13 protein-coding genes are annotated in these 16,678 nt (G+C 71.1%); 6 read left to right on the top strand and 7 right to left on the bottom strand.

All coding sequences use genetic code 11. The annotated features are described in order from the left end of the window. Positions 1–70: 70 nt before the first annotated feature. The 5 genes from ACFW16_RS30190 (at position 71) to ACFW16_RS30170 (ending at position 6,676) form a co-directional block, all read left to right on the top strand. A complete protein-coding gene (locus ACFW16_RS30190) occupies positions 71–1,594 on the top strand; it encodes an ABC transporter substrate-binding protein (RefSeq protein ID WP_380312223.1) in 1,524 nt (507 codons plus the stop codon). A gap of 4 nt (positions 1,595–1,598) precedes the next feature. Continuing rightward, a complete protein-coding gene (locus tag ACFW16_RS30185; protein ID WP_380312221.1) occupies positions 1,599–2,537 on the top strand; it encodes an ABC transporter permease in 939 nt (312 codons plus the stop codon). Then, positions 2,534–3,346, top strand: coding sequence for an ABC transporter permease (locus tag ACFW16_RS30180; RefSeq protein WP_380312219.1), 813 nt, complete (start codon positions 2,534–2,536; stop codon positions 3,344–3,346). The genes ACFW16_RS30185 and ACFW16_RS30180 overlap by 4 nt, the downstream gene beginning before the upstream one ends. After that, the gene (locus ACFW16_RS30175) at positions 3,343–4,761 is read left to right on the top strand and encodes an ABC transporter ATP-binding protein (protein ID WP_380312217.1); all 1,419 of its coding nucleotides are present in this window, start codon (positions 3,343–3,345) and stop codon (positions 4,759–4,761) included. The genes ACFW16_RS30180 and ACFW16_RS30175 overlap by 4 nt, the downstream gene beginning before the upstream one ends. Before the next feature lie 166 nt (positions 4,762–4,927). Then, positions 4,928–6,676: an autotransporter domain-containing protein gene (locus ACFW16_RS30170; protein WP_380312215.1), complete on the top strand. Its 1,749-nt coding sequence runs from the start codon at positions 4,928–4,930 to the stop codon at positions 6,674–6,676. 5 nt (positions 6,677–6,681) lie between these two features. On the opposite strand, the gene ACFW16_RS30165 is transcribed toward ACFW16_RS30170, so the two are convergent. Genes ACFW16_RS30165 through ACFW16_RS30155 form a run of 3 tightly spaced genes read right to left on the bottom strand, consistent with a single transcriptional unit; the run spans position 6,682 to position 11,151 of the window. Beyond that, entirely contained in the window at positions 6,682–7,770 is a 1,089-nt protein-coding gene (locus ACFW16_RS30165) for a DUF2218 domain-containing protein (protein ID WP_380312213.1), read from the bottom strand. Between the two features lie 28 nt (positions 7,771–7,798). Then, entirely contained in the window at positions 7,799–8,932 is a 1,134-nt protein-coding gene (locus tag ACFW16_RS30160) for an ABC transporter substrate-binding protein (RefSeq protein ID WP_380312211.1), read from the bottom strand. Further along, entirely contained in the window at positions 8,926–11,151 is a 2,226-nt protein-coding gene (locus ACFW16_RS30155; RefSeq protein ID WP_380312209.1) for a TonB-dependent siderophore receptor, read from the bottom strand. Before ACFW16_RS30155 ends, ACFW16_RS30160 begins: the two co-directional genes overlap by 7 nt. Before the next feature lie 192 nt (positions 11,152–11,343). Here ACFW16_RS30155 and ACFW16_RS30150 point away from each other — a divergent pair, with 192 nt between their 5' ends. Next, on the top strand, positions 11,344–12,363 hold the full coding sequence (locus ACFW16_RS30150; RefSeq protein WP_380312207.1) for a helix-turn-helix transcriptional regulator: 1,020 nt from the start codon (positions 11,344–11,346) through the stop codon (positions 12,361–12,363). Positions 12,364–12,380: 17 nt separating this feature from the next. Here the strand turns inward: ACFW16_RS30150 and ACFW16_RS30145 are convergent, their stop codons facing one another. From ACFW16_RS30145 to ACFW16_RS30130, 4 genes are all read right to left on the bottom strand, one after another. Next, positions 12,381–13,013, bottom strand: a complete 633-nt coding sequence (locus tag ACFW16_RS30145) for an SGNH/GDSL hydrolase family protein (RefSeq protein WP_380312205.1) — start codon at positions 13,011–13,013, stop codon at positions 12,381–12,383. 81 nt (positions 13,014–13,094) lie between these two features. Beyond that, entirely contained in the window at positions 13,095–14,750 is a 1,656-nt protein-coding gene (locus ACFW16_RS30140) for a serine hydrolase domain-containing protein (protein WP_380312203.1), read from the bottom strand. A 14-nt stretch (positions 14,751–14,764) separates the two neighbouring features. After that, positions 14,765–15,637 (bottom strand): ABC transporter permease, encoded by an 873-nt coding sequence (locus ACFW16_RS30135; protein ID WP_380312201.1) that lies wholly within the window; start codon positions 15,635–15,637, stop codon positions 14,765–14,767. Continuing rightward, complete coding sequence (locus ACFW16_RS30130; protein ID WP_380312199.1) at positions 15,634–16,671, bottom strand: ABC transporter permease; 1,038 nt, start codon at positions 16,669–16,671, stop codon at positions 15,634–15,636. The genes ACFW16_RS30135 and ACFW16_RS30130 overlap by 4 nt, the downstream gene beginning before the upstream one ends. Positions 16,672–16,678: the final 7 nt, after the last annotated feature.

Here is a 16,678-nt window from a genome sequence, read left to right as displayed (position 1 = left end):
GCGCCATCCGGCTGTTGACCTTTTCATCCGCCCGATCCAAAACGTATGATATAACATTACGGAGATCGGGATGCAGGTCGCACATCTTGTCGCCGCGGCCGGGCTGGCGCTTGCCCTCCTGGCCGGCACCGCTTCGGCGCAGGACCGGCCGCTCAAGGTGGTCGGCCCCTGGGAGATCGCCGGGATCGACCCGGCGCAGTCGGGCTACATCTTCAGCCGCATGCAGGTGGCCGAGACGCTGGTCACGGCCGATTCCACGGGCGCTCTCGCGCCGGCCCTGGCCGAATCCTGGTCCGCCGGCGACGACGGGCTGACCTGGCGCTTCCGGATCCGCGGCGGCGCCGTCTTCCATGACGGCACCCCCGTCACCGCCGAGGCGGCGGCGGCGAGCCTGCGGCAGGCCCGGGCCGGCGCCGGCATCCTGTCCCAGGTGCCGATCGCCGATATCGGCCATGACGGCGGCGACGTCGTGATCCGGCTGGAGCGGCCCTTCGCCGCCCTGCCCGCCTTCCTGGTGAATTACGGCGCGATCATTCTCGCCCCGACCTCCTACGACGAGTCCGGCCGGGTCGCGCGGATCATCGGCTCGGGGCCCTACCGGGTGAAGGCGCTGACGCCGCCCCTGAAGCTGGAGCTCGAGGAGGCCGGCGGCTGGTGGGGTGGCCAGCCGGGAATCCGGGAGGTGAAGTATCTCGCCGTCGGCCAGGGCGAGACCCGGGCGCTGATGGCCGAAAGCGGCGAGGCCGACCTCGCCTTCTCGATGCTGCCGGTCTCGGTGGCGCGGCTGAAGCGCGATCCCGATCTCGACGTGCGCGCCGTGACCATTCCCCGGACCCGCATCTTGAAGCTGAACGCGGCTTCGCCCTTCTTCGACGACGTCCGGGAGCGCCGGGCGGTCAGCAACGCCATCGACCGGGCCGGCATCGCCAAGGCGATCCTGCGCAACCCCGACCTGGCCGCGACCCAGCTGTTCCCGCCCACCCTCGCCGGCTGGCACGGCCCCGAGCTGCCGCCGCTGCGGCGCGACCTGGAGGAGGCGCGGCGGCTGCTGGCCGAGTCCGGATGGACGCCGGGCGACGACGGCATCCTGCAGCAGGACGGCCGGCGCTTCGCCCCGACCCTCGTCACCTATGCCAGCTGGCCCGAGCTGCCGCCGATCGCCACCGCCCTGCAGGCGCAGCTCCGGGAGGTCGGCATCGAGCTGAAGGTGTCGGTCGGCAACACGTCGGAGGTGGTCAGCCGGCACCAGGACGGCACGCTGGAGATGGGCCTGGTCTCGCGCCTCTACTCCGTGGTCCCCGACCCGGTCGGCGCCCTGATGCAGGATTACGGCCCGAAGGGCGGCGACTGGGGCGCGATGGGCTGGTCCGACCCGGAGCTGCTGGGCATCGTCGACCAGCTGATGGCGACCGGCGACCCGGACCGGCAGCCGCCGCTGCGCCGCCGCGCCGCCGAGATCCTGCAGGAGCAGTTGCCCGGCATCCCGGTCACCTGGTCCGAGCTCGCGATCGTCGCCAACAAGCGCATCACCGGCGTGGAGGTCGATCCGTTCGAGGTGAACTACCGCCTCGCCTCGATCCGCTGGGCAGACTAGGCGGATGAGACGACTTCTCCTCCCCCGGCTGGCCCAGGCCGGCCTGGTGGCTCTCGTCGTCGGCGCGCTGTGCTTCGTGCTGATGCGGGTCCTGCCCGGCGACCCGGCGATGCGGATCGCGGCCGGCCGCTACGGCCCCGACGCGATGACCGCGGCCTCCGCCGAGAAGGTGCGGGCCGAGCTCGGCCTCGACCGGCCCTGGCCGGCCCAGCTCGCCGACTGGATCGCCGACCTGGCCCGGCTCGACCTCGGCCGCTCCCTGGTGACCGGGGCGCCGGTCGTCGAGGAGCTGGCGGTCCAGCTCGGCTATTCGCTCTGGCTCGCGGCCGCGGCGCTGGGGCTGTCGCTGCTGGTCGGGCCTGCGGTCGGCGTCGCCGCCGGCCTGCGGCCGCAGGGCTGGGCCGACCGGCTGGGGCTGGCCGGCTCGGTGGCGCTGCGCGCCCTGCCACCCTTCGTGCTGGGTCTGGTGCTGATGCTGGTCTTCGCCATCCGGCTCGGCTGGCTGCCGCCCGCCGGCTTCGGCACTTGGCGCGAGATCGCGCTGCCGGCGCTCACCCTCGGCCTCGGCCTTGCCGCGGTGTCGAGCCGGGTGACGCGGGACGCGGTCGCCGGCGTCGTGACGTCGCCCTGGTTCGCCTTCGCCCGCCACAAGGGGCTGTCGGAAGCGGTGGCGGTGCGCCGCCACGGCCTGCGCAACGCGGCGATCCCCGTCGTCTCCTATCTCGGCCTGCAGGCGATCTACCTGGTGGAGGGTGTCGTCGTGGTCGAATCCATCTTCGCCTATCCGGGCATCGGCCACGCCCTGGTCCACGCCATCATCGAGCGCGACGTCCCGATGGTCCAGGGCACCGCCCTGGCCATGGGCCTGATCTTCGTCGCCATCACCGCCGGGGTCGACGCCGCCACCGCCTGGCTCGATCCGCGCCCGAGGACCGCGCGATGACTCCGGCCCTCGCCTCCCCTTCCCCGCGCCTCGCCACTCCGCGCGCCCTGGGCGGCGTGCTGCTGCTGGCGCTGGCGGCCTTCGCCGTGCTCGGGCCCTGGCTGATCGAGGCCGATCCGGCCGGGCAGGATCTGGGCGCCAGCCTGGCGCCGGCCGGCGGCGACTACCTGCTCGGCGCCGACCATTACGGGCGCAGCCTGCTGGCCCGGCTGGCCCATGGCGCGCGCCTGTCCTTCGGCATGGCGTTCGTGACCATGGCGACGGCGGCCGTGCCCGGCGTCCTGCTCGGCCTTGCCGCCGCCTGGCGCGGCGGCTGGGTGGAGCGGCTGGCCGACCTCGCCTCGACCATCGTCCTGGCGCTGCCCGGGCTGATGCTGGTCCTGCTGCTGCTGGCCTTCGCGCCCGGCAATTTCGGGCCGCTCTATCTCGGGCTGGCACTGACGCTGTGGGTCGAGTTCTACCACGTCACCCGCGCCGCCGCGGCGACGGTCCTGAAGCAGCCGCATGTCGAGGCCGCAACCCTGCTCGGCTTCGGTCCGGGCTATGTGCTGCGCCGCCACGTCCTGCCCGTGATCGCCCCGCTGATCGGCACGCTCGCGGCCTTCGCCATGGCGACCGCGATCATCGCCATCTCGACCCTGAGCGCGATCAGCGTCGGCCTGCAGCCGCCGACGCCGGAGCTCGGCAGCATGATCGTCGAGCTCCTGCCCTACTACGCCGAGGCGCCGGTGCACGTGCTGCTGCCCGCCGCCCTGATCGTGCTGCTCGTCCTCGGCCTGCAGCTCGTCGCCCAGAGGAGTTCCCGATGACCGGTCTTTCCGTCTCCGGCCTCGGCGTCGCCTCGGCCGCCGGCCCCGTCGTCACGGATGTCTCCCTGTCGCTGCAGCCCGGCCGGCCGTTGACCCTGCTGGGCGAAAGCGGCTCCGGCAAGTCCCTGGTCGCCCAGGCGATCATGGGCACGCTGCCGCCGGAGCTGCGGGCGTCCGGCACGATCCGCCTCGACGGCACCAACCTGCTGGCCTTGCCGGCGGCGGAGCGGCGGAGGCTCTGGGGCCGGGCGATCTCGCTCTTGCCGCAGGAGCCCTGGCTCGCCCTCGACCCGACCATGCGCGTCGGCGCCCAGGTGGCGGAGGTGCACCGCTTCGTCCATCGCCGCCCCCGGGCGGAGAGCGAGGCGCGCGGCCGCGAGCATCTGGCGGAGGTCGGGCTCGGCGGTGCCGGCGCGCTCTACCCGTTCCAGATCTCGGGCGGCATGGGCCAGCGCGTGGCGATCGCCATCGCCCATGCCGGCGACAGCCGGTTGCTGATCGCCGACGAGCCGACCAAGGGCCTCGACGCCCAGCTGCGCGACGGCGTCGTGGCGCGGCTGAAGCGGGAGGCCGAGGCCGGCCGCCTGCTGCTCACCATCACCCATGACGTCGCGGTCGCCGAGGCGCTCGGCGGCACCGTCGGCGTCATGCTGGACGGCCGGATCGTCGAACACGGCGCGGCCGAGACCGTGCTGCGGGCCCCGGAGCACGCCTACAGCCGGGCGCTGCTCACCGCCGATCCGCGGCGCTGGCCGCAGCGGGCGCTCCAGCCCTCGGGCGGCCCGGTCCTGGTCGGCCGCGGCCTGGCCAAGGCCTTCGGCCCTCGCCGGCTGTTCACCGGCGTCGACATCGAGGTGCGGGCCGGCGAGATCGTCGCAGTCGCCGGCCCCAGCGGCTGCGGCAAGACCACGATCGGCAACATCCTGCTCGGCCTCGCCGCCCCCGATGCCGGCACGGTCGAGCGGCCCGGCGGCCAGCCGCGGCTCAGGTTCCAGAAGCTGTACCAGGACCCGCCGGCCGCCTTCGTGCCGCACCAGCCGATCCGCCGGGGCCTGCGCGACCTGGCCCGGCTGCACCGGCAGCCCTGGGACCGGGTGGCCGGGCTGATGGCCCGGCTGCGCCTTGCGGACGGCCTGCTCGACCGCCTGCCGGGCCAGGTCTCGGGCGGCGAGCTGCAGCGCTTCGCCCTGCTGCGGGCCCTGCTGCTCGACCCGATCGTCCTGTTCGCGGACGAGGCGACCTCGCGCCTCGACCCGGTGAGCCAGCAGGAGGTGGTGGAGGTCCTGCTCGGGGTCGTGTCCGAGACCGGGCTGGGGGTGCTTCTGGTCACCCACGATCTTGCCCTGGCGGGGAAGCTCGCGACGACGGTGGTCCGGCTGCCGGGCCCTCTGAAATCGACAGTTTCAGATAAATAAGATATCTATTTTATAGTATTTCTCTCAATACAACTTGACTCTCACACCGATTTTTCGTGGGCATTTCAGAAACGAATCAATTATCAGAAGAAATCGTCGATACGTCGGGTGGGGGGGGCCTGCGACAATGCTGGGTGGCGTGGGGAAACGGCGTGCCGGATGGCACGTGGTCGCGGTTCTTTCGGGCGTGCTGGGGATCGGATGCGCCGCCCCGGCCCTGGCGCAGATGCTGCCGCTCCCGCCCGGCGACGTGCTGTCCGGCCTGGTCTACCGCCGGGATGGGACCTGGCTGCCCTCGGTCAGGACCGGAGCCGACGCCAACACCTACATCTTCAGCACTCCGCCGACCGAATCCTTCGTGAGCTCGGCCCCGGCGGCGGTGGTGCGGACCACGGCCGAGACCCAGTATGTCCGCGTCTACACCGAAGGCACCACCCGGCCGGTCGGCGGCTTCATCGCCGGTTCCGACACGGTGCGCGGGATGACGGCCGCGGAGATCAAGGACAGGCTCGCCCTGCCCTATCTGCCGGATTCCCTGACCATCGTCCGCGTGCCGGCGGGAACCTGCATCCTGACCGGGACCGGCGCCCCGATCCTGGGCAACTTCCCCGCCAATCCCCCGTCGATCCCGGTCGGCGGCCCGTGGGGCGGCGGCGGCACGGCGCAATCCCTGCTGATCGGGACGTCAGACGACCCGAACTGCGCCAACCCGCAATTCCTGCCGTCCGATGCCTACGCCAACCGGCAGCTGATCGGGGACAAGGCCCTGGCCTATGCGCCGCGGGCCGGCGGCGGCAACGCCGGCGCGATCGCCGAGGCGCTCGACCGCGCCACGCCGCCGCAGCTGTTCGGCGACATGGACCATGTCTACAACAGCCTCGACCTGCTGAACTACGGCGACGACGATCCGCTGCGCTCGGCCCTGCAGCAGCTGAGCGGCGAGATCTATGCCGACCTGCCGTCGGTCGAGATCGCCGGCGCCGAGACCTTCCTGAACACTCTGCAGCAGCAGATGCGCCGGTCTCGGACCGGCGGCACCGCGGCTGCCGGCGGGCCGGCCATTGGAGGCCCGGGCGAGCCCGGCTCCACCAGCGCCTGGATCGCCGGGCTGGGCAGCTTCGGCCGGCTGTCGGGCGATGGCGACACGCATGATGTCGATTTCGACATCCTCGGCGTCGCCATCGGCTTCGACCATCGCCTGGACGACGCCCTCGCCGTCGGCGGCGCGCTGTCCCTGTCGACCAGCAGCTTCGACACCCGGACGCTCTCGGGGGACGGCAACCTCACCACATTCTCCCTCGGCCTCTACGCCAGCTATTCGCCCGCCGCCTGGTATGTCGACGGCGCGCTGGGCTACGCCCATGGCTGGGGCACGGTGAGCCGGGCGATCTCCTTCCCCGGCATCGACCGCTTCGCCGCCGCCGACACGGATTCGAACCTGTTCCTGTCCGGCATCGAGACGGGCTATCGCCTGGCGCTGGGCGACAGCACCGACCTCACCCCCTTCGCGGGCTTCCAGGCCATCGTCGTCGGGCAGGACGAGATCAGGGAGGGCGGGGCCGGCGCCGTCAATCTCGAGATCGGCGGCCGCACCGTCACCTCGGCCCAGGGCATGCTGGGCGCGGAGCTGGCCCATCGCCTCGACATCGGTCTCGCCGCACCGCTCGGCCTGTCGCTGCGGGCGGCATGGAGCCACGATGTCGGCGACACGGACCGGTCCTTCGACGGGCGGTTCGAGGGCTCGGACGCGGAGTTCACCGTGGAGGGCGCCCGCGCCCCGCGTGACCTGGCCAGGATCGGCGTCGGCGTCACCCTCGCGGCGCAGGCGGTGAACCTGTTCCTGCGCTACGACGGCAGCTTCGCCGACGATTATCGCAGCCAGGCCGCCACCGGAGGGCTGCGCGTCAGCTTCTGAAGGCCTTACGCTTCGGCGCCGACCTCGTCCCCGCCCCTGCCCAGGCGCCAGTAGGCGACCACCAGGTGCTCCTCCTTGCCCAGCCCGCGCTCCTGGCGCAGATGGCTGCGAATGGCCCGGAAGGCCTCGAATTCGCAACCGGCCCAGGCGAAGATCTTCGATCCGTCCTCGGGAAAGGGCGTGTCCCGGATCGCGTCGGCGAGCAGCCGGGTCGTCCCGGCCGCCGCGCCGTCGCGGCAGAGCCAGTCCAGCACGATGCCGGCCTTGCAGTCGATGGGCTGGATCTCGCCGGCATCCGCGACCTCGATCAGCGCCCGCCCGCGGGCGCCTTCGGGAAGCTGCTCGAGCATGCGCGCGATCGCCGGCAGCGCCGTCTCGTCGCCCGCGAAGAGATACCAGTCGGCCTCGACCAGCCCGCCGCCGCCCGGACCGACGACGCCGATCCGATCGCCCGGCCGTGCGGTCTCGGCGAAGGCCGATCCCGGCCCGGCATCGTCATGCAGCACGAAGTCGATATCGAGCGTGCCGGCCGCGAGGTCGAGCGAGCGCACCGTGTATTTGCGGAAGAACGGCCGGCGCTGCGGGTCCGGCCAGCGGATCAGGCCGTTCGCCCCGACCGTCGGCCATTGCGGCTCCGGCAGATCCGGATGCTGGACCAGGATGTTGAGATGCAGCGCGCTCAGCGTCGCGAAGCGGGCGATATCCTCGCCCGACAGAGTGATCCGGCGCATCCGGGGCGTCACGTCGCGGATGCCGGCGACCTGGAGAATCCGGAAGTTGGGCGGCCGCTGCAGGTCGCCGCCGTCCCCGGACCACTCGATGGCCGGGTTCTGCCCCCCGGCGAATTCGAGGATGTGGGACGCGACCATCATCCGCAGATAGTAGAGCTCCTCCAGGCTCGCGGCGCGGGCGTCGACGGTGGTGGAGCCGCCCTCCTGGACGAAACGGACATGTGCCCCGCCGTGCCGCACGACATGCACGCCGCCGTGCTCCTCCACCTCCGCACCGTGCTCCACCATGTGCTCGCAGAGCGGCCCGATCACGGCCTTCGGGTCGGCAAGGGCGATGTGCGCCCGCGCCACGAATTCCTTCATCAACCGGCTTTCCTCGTCGAATGCGGGGTCATTGCGGCGCGCCGCCGTCCAGGCCGATCCAGAACGTCCCCTCGATCGGAACGGCCATGAAGCGCCGGTTGATCTCGGCCAGCGTGTCGGCCGGATCGAGGTCGGCGAACAGGTCGGGATGGGTCCATCTGGCGAAGCACTCGAACACCAGGATGCTGAGCGCCGAGATCGAGAGCTGGTGCGAGACGCCGAAGGCCCGGCCCTCGCGCACCGGCGACAGGTCGCCCAGATGGTTGCGCCCGACCACCCGGCGCAGGGAGGCGCGGGCGGCCTCGGCGCCGATCCCGCCGCCGAGCGCCAGGCCGCCCTGAGCGGCCAGATGCGGAGAGCCGGTGCCGATATAGATCTCGGGGCCGGCGTCGAGCACGAATTCGGGGCTCAGCTGGCCGTCATAGCCGGGCACGATGCCGGAGGCGATGCTGTGCCCGCCGGCGAGCTCCAGATACTGCGTGATGCGATTGGCCGATCCCGGCGTGTAGCAGCACAGCGTTCCCGCATGGACGTCGACCAGCACCCTCGGCCGCCCGGCCGCTCCCGCCAGCCGTTCGGCCACCATCCGGTAGCGCCCGCGGAGGAAATCGACGAAGGCGCCGGCCTGCGCCTCCCGCCCGGTCGCCTTGCCCAGCAGCTCGATGGAGAACGCCGTGGCCTCTTCCGGTCCGCGCCCGGGATCGTTCAGCCTGTCGAGGAAGATGACCGGCGTTCCGGCGGCCTCGATCTGCCGGGCCACGCCGTCCCAGTCGGGTTCCCAGAGGCTGACCACGAACAGGTCGGGCCGCGCGCCGAGGATCGCCTCAGTGGACGCCTTGGCCGGCACCACCCCGCCGACGACCGGGATGCCGTCGATCGCCGGGAAGCGGGCACGGAAGGCGGCGTACACGCCGCGGTCGAGACGCTGCGGCGCGGCCCATCCTGCGATCCGGGCCACCGGCTGCGGATCGATCAGGGCGAGGGACAGCAGCACCAGGCTTTCATTGGTGACGATGCGCGTCGCCGGCCCGGCCAGCCGCACCTCGCGCCCGACGGCGTCGGTCAGCACGATCTCGGCCCGCGCCGGCACCGCGAGCCCGAACGCCGCGAGGCAGAGCAGCAGCAGGCCGAGCCGCCGCCGCACCGGTGGGCGCCTCACCATGCGTAGCTCAGGGTCGCGGTGACGCTGCGCCCCGCGCCGTAGTTGCAGCTGCCGCCGGTCAGGTTGAGGCAGTGCGAGACATACTCCTCATCGAACAGGTTGCTCACATTGACCCTGAGCCGGGCGCCTTCGAAGCTCTTGTCCAGCGCGCCGAAATCATACTCCGCGCCGAGATCGACCAGCGCCCGCGCCGGGATGCGCAGCTCCTTCAGATAGGTGCTGTCCGACTGGTAGGCGGACATGGCGCGCAGCCCGGCCCGCAGCGACAGTCCGGGCACGGCGGCGGGCCGGTAGTTCCCCCAGACGCTGCCCTGATGCTCCGGCAGGCGCAGCATCTCGCGGCCCTCCGCCTCCGGGTTGTTCGAGCGCAGGACCTCGGAGTCGGAATAGGCGTAGGAGGCCAGCAGGTCGATCTCGGACGTCAGCTCGACCTTGCCCTCGATCTCGATTCCACGGACCCGCTCCCGGCCGCCCTGGACGTAGGCGGTCGGCCGTGTGGGCCGGGGGTCGTTCGGATCGGGCGTCAGCGAATTCTCGGTCGTCACCTGGAACAGCGACATCGTCACCAGGCCCCAGCCGCCCGGCGGCTCGTATTTGACGCCGAGCTCGAACTGCTCGGCCGTCTGGGCCTCGAACGGCTGGCCGGACTTGTCGGTGCCGAGCAGCGGCAGGAACGAGGTCGAATAGCTGGCATAGGGCGCAAGGCCGTTGTCGAACAGATAGGTCAGGCCGACGCGCGCGGTCAGCTTCTCGTCCCGGGTGGAGACGGTCGGCGTTCCGGCGGCCATCCGGTTGGTGCTGTCGATCTCGGAGACGTCGTAGCGCAGCCCGAAGGTTCCGACCCAGCGGTCGTAGCGGACCTGGTCCTGCAGGTAGAAGCCGAACTGGGTCTGTTCCTGCCGGACCGAGCTCTGATAGGCCGGCACGGCGACGGAAAACCCGTATTTCGGATCGCGGAAGTCGAGCGGCGGCGGCACCGGATCGCCGAAGGCCGAGTTGCCGAAATTGGTATCCGAGATCGCGTTCAGATAATCGATGCCGAGCAGCACGGTATGGTCCAGCGCGCCGGTCCGCAGCTCCAGCTGGGCCTGGGTGTCGACCGCGAAGCTCGAGGTCCAGTCGTTCGAGACGGCGGCGACGCGGCTCAGCTCGTTCGAAGGCTCCCCGGCGAAGGCGAAGGCCGGATTGACCAGGGCGAGGTGCATGTCCTGGTCCGAGCGGCCGTAGCGCAGGTTCTGCCGCACGGTCAGCGCGTCGTTGAACCGATGCGAGAACTCGTAGCCCGCGGCGTAATAGTCGCGGTTGAACTCGTCCGCGTCGGGGTCGGCGAGGAACAGGTCGCGCGGGATCTGCCCGGCCGGGTTCGGCAGCAGCGTCCCGGCCGCCGGGTAGAAGCGCGGGCTGAAGGTGTCGCGGTCGCGCTGATAGTACCCGTAGACTGTCAGGGACGTGGCGGCGGACGGGGTCCAGGTGACGCTCGGCGCCAGCATGATCCTGCTGTCGCGCTCCCGGTCGATCTGGGTGCCCATGTCCCGGGCCAGCCCGGTGAAGCGGTACAGCCACTCGCCATCCGCCGTCAGCGGGCCGGTCGCGTCGAAGGCGCCCTGGATGCCGCCGAAGCCGCTGGTCTGGACCGAGACCTCGCGGTGCGGCGTCGCCTGCGGCCGCTTGCTCACGAGATTGACGAGCCCGCCAGGCACCGCGCGGCCGTACAGCACCGAGGCCGGCCCCTTGATCACCTCGATGCGCTCCAGCGCATAGGCGTCGATGCTCGGCGTGGCGTAGTTGTTCGGGTCGCCGGCGATGACCAGCCCGTCGAGCCAGGTCGTGCCGTAGGTGTTGAACCCCCGGATCCAGAGCCAGTCGTACCGCACGTCGTAGCCGTTCGCCTCGGCCTGGACTCCGGGCGTGTAGCGCAGCGCCTCCGAGACGGAGTTGGCGCCCTGGTCGTCCATCTGCGCCCGCGTGACGACGTTGATCTGCTGCGGCGTCTCCAGGATCGACGTGTCGATCTTGGTGGCGCCGGCGCTCCGGGTGGCGACGATGCCGTCGGCGGATCCGCCGGCACCCTGTACGGTGATGGGGTCGAGAACGACCGCGCCCCCGGTCGCGGCGTCGGCCGGCGCGCCGGCCTGCTGCGCCAGGACCGGCAGTGCGAACGCGCCGACGATGCCGCTCAGCGCCGTGGAGGCGAGCAGCAGCCGGCCGCGGGAGACCATTCGGCCGCGGGCGGGCGAAGAGGCGGGACGCGCCCTTCCCCGGCTAACCCTCCGCACGCTGTGCCAGTCATCCACGATCATCCCCCGCCGAAGCCGCCGCACCGTACTCGCGATTGACTTTGATAATCACTCGCATTCAATAGACGGGATCATGGCACAACGGCAGGGCCCGAGCCTTTGGGGAGCAACAAGATGCCTTTGCAGACCAGCAAATCCCGCGCCGGCGCCTCCGACACGGGCCCGGGCAAGCGTGTGCGGGTCTGCGACTTCTTGCGGCGCAAGGGGATCACCCTCGACAGCCCGGACGACAGCATCTCCCCCGAGGACACGCTGATCGCGGGCGACCTCCTGAACCAGGAGCTGCGCCACGGCCTGTTCCTGCACGGCGGCAACGTGGTCGAGGAACACGCCTTCACCGCGACGTCCCATCTGCCCGAGGGGCTGTCCTGCATCTTCTTTCTCGACGGCGAGGTCGCGGTCCGGATCGGCGGCCGCCGCTTCGAGTTCCGGGGCGACCGGCGCGGCACGATCGCGGCCGCGGCCGTCATGAGCGTGACGCCCGAGAGCTTCCTGCGGATGTCGACCGGGCGGCAGCATGTCCATCATCTGGTCGTGTCGGCCACGCCGGAGTGGCTCAATGTCGACGGCCTCGAGGAGGTGCGCGGCGACCGCCTCGCCACAAGGCTGTTCAGGGACCATCTCGCGGACCATCGCTGGACCCCGACGCCGCGCGTGTCCGAGCTGGTGCGGGGCATCTTCGCCCCGTCCGGCTTCGGGCCCGAGCTGAACGCCCTCTATCTGGAGGGCCGCGCGGTCGCGATCGTCGCGGAGACCATCGCCGCGGTGATGCATGCCGACCGCGGGGCGGAGCCCGGCGGCCTTCTCATGGCCAGGGAGCGGATCCGCCTCCAGCGGGCCAAGGACCTGATCGCCGCCGACCCGAGCCGGCCGCTGCGGGTGGAGACGATCGCGCGCGAAGCCGGCGTGAGCGCCAGCGGGCTGCAGCGGCTGTTCCGCCTGTCGGAGGGCTGCAGCGTCTTCGAGTTTGTCCGCCTCGCCCGCCTCGGGCGCGCCCGCGCCGCATTGCAGTCCGGCGAGGCCAGCGTCCAGGACGCGAGCGCCATTGCCGGCTATTCCAGCCCGGCGAACTTCGCCACCGCGTTCAAGCGCCGCTACGGCGTCACGCCGCGCGAGGCGTCACGGCAGCCCTGAAGGGTCCCTCGCCGGCGTCACGCCAGCAATGGCCGGACGAGCGGAATCAATGCGAGCCCGATCGCCCGGGTGTTCCCGGCGTCGAGATGCACGCCGTCGACCGGCGATGCGGCCGCCACGCCCGCCGCGTCGAAGAAGGCGCAGCCGCCATGCTCCGCCGCCTCGCGGTAGCGCGGCGCCAGCTTCTCCGATTCGGCGATGTTGCGCTGCCAGTCCCCGCCCGCGGCCTCCCCGAGCAGCGGCGGCGCGACGATCAGCACCTTCGGGGCGGCCACATCCTGGCCATAGGGGTAGGTCCTGGCGATCTCGACCAGACGCTCGATCCCGGCCCCCGCGCCGGCGGCGCTGCCGCAGAGATGCGGCTTCAGGTCGTTGGTGCCGAGCATGATGACCAGCAGGTCGAGGGGACAGTGGCTGCCCAGCAGCGTCGGCAGGATGCGCGCGCCGTTCCGGTCGGCCGCCCCCCCGTGATCGTCGAAGATGGTGGTCCGCCCGCCGAGGCCTTCGGCGATCACCCGGGCCGATCCGTCCAGCCCGGCCTCGAGCACGCTGGGCCAGCGGTCCTCGAAGCGATGGCGGCCGCCGCCCACGGGATCGGCGCCCCAGGTCAGGCTGTCGCCGAAGGCGAGGATGGTCTTCTTCCCTGTCACAACCGTCCCTCTGTTTGCGCCCGATCGATGGCCGGGCAGACTATGCTGGTCGCGGGGGCCATCGCAATCCGATTGGCGGCGCTACGCCCCCCTCTCCGCATGCCGCGCCAGGAACATCGGGCCGACGCGGATGCCGGTGCGGCCCTCCTCGTCCCGGGCGGCCAGCTCCAGCGCCTCGCCTTCGTACAGGATCCCGTGCATGCGCCAGCTGCCGTCCGGCAGCTTCTCGCAGTCATGGGTGCAGAAGTACTCGATCAGGCATTTCAGACGGCCATCGGCATAGAACAGGTAAGTCGGGTTGAAGTCCGGCCCGTAGACGCCGAGATGCGGCGCCAGCTCGGCCGGGGCGTCGGCGTCCACGGTGTTGCGCCGGGTCCAGGCCTTGCCCTTCCAGCCCAGCGCGCCGTCGGCGCCGAAGGTCAGGTCGAGATGCGGATAATCCGCCTCTTCCCCATAGATCCGGCCGTCGATGGTGAAGGCATCGCCGCCACGCCATTTCAGCTCCAGCGGCACGCCCTCGCCCATCAGGTACAGCCGGCCATCCTGGGCCCGCAGCTCCACGCTCTCGCTGCCGTCCGCGGCCTGGTAGAGGCCCGGCATCGCCGTCAGATGGGCCGAGGTCAGCGGCGGGTGCTTCGCCGGCGGGGCCGGGACCCGGCCCATCTTTTGGGAGGCCAGGGCCAGCCGCAGCGCCCGCCGCGCCAGCCGGGTGCCGATCTGGTTGGTGAAATCGAGGGTGTTGAAAATCAGCGCCGCCAGGCCGGCCTGGGGCAGCGCCACGAACTGGGTGGCATAGCCGTAGACCGCGCCGCCATGGCCGACCGAGGTCCAGCCGTCGAGGTCGGCGATGCCGAAGCCCAGACCATAGCCCCTGCTGCTGCTGTGGCCGGCCGGCGGCCGGCCCACCACCGTCCACATCTGCTTCAGCCCGGCGGGCGATACGACGGACTGCCCGTCCGGGGCGAAGCCGCCGCGCAGCATGCAGGACGCGAACTTCGCCATGTCGGGCGCGGTCGAGACGATGGCGCCGGCCGGCGACCCGCCGAGGTCGAACACCGGCGCCGGGAAGTCGCGGTCGACATCCCACATCCAGGCCGGGGCCAGCCGGTCCATCAGCCCGGGCGTCAGCGCCGCGCTGCTCTCGGCCATGCCCAGCGGCTCGAAGATGTGGCGGGCGACGTAGTCGGCATAGCCCATGCCGCTGACCCGCTCCAGCACCGCGCCCACCACGGCGATGGCGGCGTTGGAGTAGTGCACGATCCCGGCGCTGGGATCCTCCTTCAGCACCGAATTCTTCAGCCCCTCGACCGTCACCGCGAGCCCCGGCCGCCGGTCGTCCAGGTAGTGGCCGTCCTTCGGCTCGCGCACCAGGCCGGAGGTGTGGCTCATCAGCTTGCGCAGCGACACCTGGGCGCCGTAAGGGCCGCTCTCGCGCCCGGCAAACGGGTTCACGGGGCGGAAGTCCGGGATGTAGTCGGACACGTCGGCGTCGATGTCCACGAGCCCCTTCTCGGCCAGCTGCATGATGCCGATCGCCGTGAACATCTTGGTCAGCGACCCGATCCGGAACAGCGAATGCCCGTCCAGCCGGTGGCCAAGATCGGGCCGCACCACATGGCCGGTGGCCAGGAGGCCGTCGCGGTCGACCAAGGCGTAGGAGATCGACGGAAGGGCCTTGTCCCCGACCTCATGCGCGATGGCGTCCTCCAGGCCGGCGGCCAGGGCACGGGTGTCCATTTCGGTGTCTCCTCTCAGGTCCGGAGGCGGGGGTCCAGGATGTCGCGCAGGGCGTCGCCCAGCAGGCTCCAGGACAGCACGAACAGGAAGATCGCGGCGCCAGGGAAGGCCAGCGTGTACCAGTAGCGGAACGGGCTGTCGCCGCGGCCGACGATCCAGTTGCGGGAATAGCTGATCAGCTGGCCCCAGTCGGCGTAGCCCGGCTCGACCCCGACGCCGAGGAAGCTGAGGGCCGAGGCGGTCAGCACCATCGACCCCGTCATCATCGTGGCCAGCACCAGCACCGGGAAGAAGGCGTTCGGCAGGATGTGGCGCAGCAGCAGCCGGGCGTCGCGCGTGCCGTAGGACCGCGCCGCCTTGACGTAGTCCAGCTCCTTCACCCGCAGGATCTCGCTGCGGATGACCCGGGCGTAGTTCATCCAGCCGAACGTGGTCAGCGCGATCGTCATCGGCCCGATGCCCTTGCCCAGGAGCGTGGTCAGCACCATCGCCGCGATCAGGAGCGGCATGGCCAGGAAGACGTCGACGATGCGCATCAGCACCTCGTCGACCATGCCGCCGTAGAAGGCGGACACCGCCCCCACGATGACGCCGATCAGGGTCGAGATCAGGACCACGCCGAGGCCGATCTTGAAGGCCGTGCGGGTGCCCCAGACCAGGCCGTAATAGATGTCGAACTGCCCCTCGGTGGTGCCCAGCAGCGCGCGGGCCGAAGGCGGCTGCGGGGTGGCGCGGAAGCCGCTGCGCGGGATCTCGTAGGGCGAGGTCTGGTACGGCTCCGGCGGCGCGATCGCCGGGGCCAGCGCGGCGACGGCGACGAAGCCGGCCAGCACCAGGATGCCCAGCAGCGACAGCGGGTTGCGCAGCAGATATCCGACGATCCTCATGCCAGCCTCACCCGCGGGTCGAACAGGGGGTACAGCAGGTCCACCACTAGGTTGAGGACCACCAGCACCAGCGCGAAATAGAGGGCGAAGCCCAGCACGGCCGGGAAATCCAGGTTCGAGGCCGCATTCGCCGCGAACTGGCCGATGCCGTGATAGTCGAAGATGGTCTCGGTGATGACGACGCCGCCCAGCATCGTCGCCACCTCCATCCCCGCCAGCGTGACGACCGGCAGCAGGGCATTGCGCCGGGCATGCCGGTTCTGCACCACCCGCTCGCTCATGCCCTTGGCCCGGGCGGTGCGGACATAGTCCTGGCGCAGCGCCTCCAGCATCGAAGTGCGCATGATCCGGGTCATCGACGCCAGGTTGACATAGGTCAACGACACCACCGGCAGCACCAGGTGGCGCAGGGAATCCAGGAAGATCGCGAGATTGCCGTTCAGGAGCGCGTCGACCGTGTTCAGCCCGGTCCAGCGCCGGAAGCCGTCGCCCCCGACCTCGACCAGCGCCCATTGGCTCAGCCGCCCCGGCGGGAACCAGCCGAGCGAGCCGTAGAACACCATCAGCACCAGCAGGCCGAAGACGAAGACCGGGAACGACCAGCCGAGCACGGTGAACAGGCGGATGCCGTGGTCGATCGGCTTGTTCAGGTGCACGCCGGCCCGGCTGCCCAGCCAGATCGCGCCCAGGATGCCGGGCACGAAGGCGAAGATCACCAGCTCCAGCGTCGCCGGGAACAGCGAGACCAGCGCCTCGGCCACCGGCATCCGCGCGGTCTCGGACCAGCCGAGATTGCCCTGCAGGATGTTGCCGATCCAGCGGCCGTACTGCAGGTAGAACGGGTCGTTCAGGCCGTATTTCTCGATCAGCGCCGCGACCTGTGCCGCGCCGCCCTTCAGCGCGTCCGGGCCGGGCACATAGGTCAGCATGCGCTGGGTGGGCGTCAGCATCATCTGCATCGCGAAGATCATCAGCGTCAGCGCGAAGAAGACGATCGGAATGAAGGACAGGCGTCGGATCGTGTAGGCGAGCATGGAGCAT

The organism is Inquilinus sp. NPDC058860 (assembly GCF_042743185.1).
Lineage (GTDB): Bacteria > Pseudomonadota > Alphaproteobacteria > DSM-16000 > Inquilinaceae > Inquilinus.
This window is presented reverse-complemented; position numbering and strand designations above follow the sequence as displayed.